This is a genomic window from Acinetobacter sp. COS3, from assembly GCF_000475335.1.
Classification (GTDB): Bacteria; Pseudomonadota; Gammaproteobacteria; order Pseudomonadales; family Moraxellaceae; genus Acinetobacter; species Acinetobacter venetianus.
This window is the reverse complement of the sequence record NZ_AXCD01000069.1, coordinates 1-1,985: the sequence shown is the minus strand read 5'-3', so window position 1 is coordinate 1,985 and position 1,985 is coordinate 1. Positions and strand designations below refer to the sequence as shown.

The 1,985-nt window shown below is 39.5% G+C and carries 2 protein-coding genes and 1 pseudogene; all 3 read left to right on the top strand.

Annotation, left to right across the window (positions count from 1 at the left end; genetic code table 11):
* Positions 1–361: 361 nt before the first annotated feature.
* Complete coding sequence (locus IO68_RS31975; RefSeq protein ID WP_031234941.1) at positions 362–715, top strand: antitoxin Xre-like helix-turn-helix domain-containing protein; 354 nt, start codon at positions 362–364, stop codon at positions 713–715.
* Positions 716–1,226: 511 nt separating this feature from the next.
* Positions 1,227–1,574, top strand: a complete 348-nt coding sequence (locus tag IO68_RS31970; RefSeq protein ID WP_023014218.1) for a hypothetical protein — start codon at positions 1,227–1,229, stop codon at positions 1,572–1,574.
* Positions 1,558–1,985: pseudogene (locus tag IO68_RS31965) on the top strand (hypothetical protein); the annotation flags it as partial. The gene IO68_RS31970 and the pseudogene IO68_RS31965, both read left to right, overlap by 17 nt.

Genomic DNA, 1,985 nt, shown 5'->3' with positions numbered 1-1,985 from the left:
TGGACTGCCACCACTCTCCTAGACAATTAGATTCGCCAAATGTAATCGCATTAAGTCTTTGATTTTTCCCATAAGGTCAAATTACTCCGATCGATCGGCTCATTTTGCTTTGATGGATGAGGCTAAAATGGACTGTTGTTCTCTATTAAAATAAAATAATAAAATAAAGAATTAAATCAGGCGCGGCTCAGCTTTTTCATTCGAAGCATTGAGATGAATCAATGCCTAATGAGCTGTTAATGAGAAGATTGAGATTTGCTCAGGATGATTTAAAGCGATCAAACTGAAGTTCCCTCTTCTTCAGTTATATGCTGTAAATAAGATAGAATAAATAATCAGCAAAGCTCAGCGGGTCGATTGGATGAACTCAGCCAGTACATCAATGGTTTTAGCAGAAGCCGTATTGAATACCGCGGATTTACTCGGTCTTAGTAATACTCAACTGGCTACTGTGATGGGTCTCGATCTCGCGTCGATGAACCAAATCGAATTCTCAGCTGTATTAGAACCCGCATCTGCACAAGGTGAAGCTGGATTATTACTGATACGACTTTATCAAAGCTTATCAACACTCACTGGCGATGATTCTGAATGGATTGATTATTTTATGAATGCATGCAATACCGCAACCGATGGTGTCCCGATTCAGCAACTTCAAACCAGAGCAGGCTTAGAGAAAGTCTTAATGGTTGTTGAAGCCCTGAACAATCGATGATTTATTTAACTCATTCTTTTAGCGAATCAGCTTCAATTTGCTTGATTAGAAATCCTGATCATCAATCATTAGCATCACTTCCGTTAAAAACCCATCAAACATTAAAGTTTGTGCTCAATGCGCCACCATAAACATGGTTCATAATCAAATTTCCAGCCGTCAGAAATTTAAAATATCTCCAGCAGAATCAATCAATTAATTAATGTTAAGATATGTAAAAAGATCTAATCACAGCGTTGACAGCTCAAGTGATACCCAGTTAAGCTAATTGGACACAGCAAAATCTGTGTTCAGGCGTAGGAAACCTGATAATATCTACAAGCGCAAACAAATGTCGCTTATGCGACTATTTTTTTGTCTATTGTTTAGCTGTCGTTATGGCGGCTTGACAGGACAGCTTTATGCTGGCCGTACCTTGTAGAACGGTATTTCCTACTCCTGTTAAGCTGCCACCATCACCGTAGGAAAGTGCTGGCGGTAAGTGTTAAAACTTATCTACAAGGAAACGACTATGAACGCAATTCTTCATGGTGCAAACTCTTGCACACCTAAAAAACTAGCCTCGCAACTGATTGTTGAACTTGGCAAAACTATTTCAAATCCTCAGCGTCAAACACTCGCCAATCTTTATATTGCTGTTGACACCGCCAATTCCTTACTCAAAGAACTTGAACAAGCCCATGAAATCATTCGAGAATGTATGCATGAAATGACTGATGAGCAAATTCTTGAAGTTGCAAAGCTCAATCAAAATAATAATTTATCGTCGCTCTGGGCATTTCGTACACATCAACGTCACAAGATGATTGAACGTGCACAACGTGTGCTACGTGGGGCGAATCATGTCCAAGGCCAATAAGAATAATCATCTCCTCGTATCTGGAGACTATCCTCTGATTGCTTCGCCAACGCTTGCTAAAGCGTTTGGCGTGGCTGCCGCTAATTTTTTACAGAAGCTGCATTACTTTTTAGAAAATAACGAAGGAAAAACCTTTAATGGGAAAAAATATTGGTTCCATAGTTATGAACAGTGGCAAAGCACGCTTGGCGTGTATAGCATCTCAACAATCAAACGAATTGTTGCAAAGTTAAAGCGAGCTGGGATTCTTGTGATTGAAAAGTTAGCACAGAATAAATGGCTACAAACCAATTTCTATACGATTAACTATAAGAAACTCAAACAATTCATCAAAGTCGACAGTCAACAAGATCATCAGGCTAAAGTGAAATCACCCATTTCTGCTCCAGTCGCTGCACCCAGCTTGCAGAA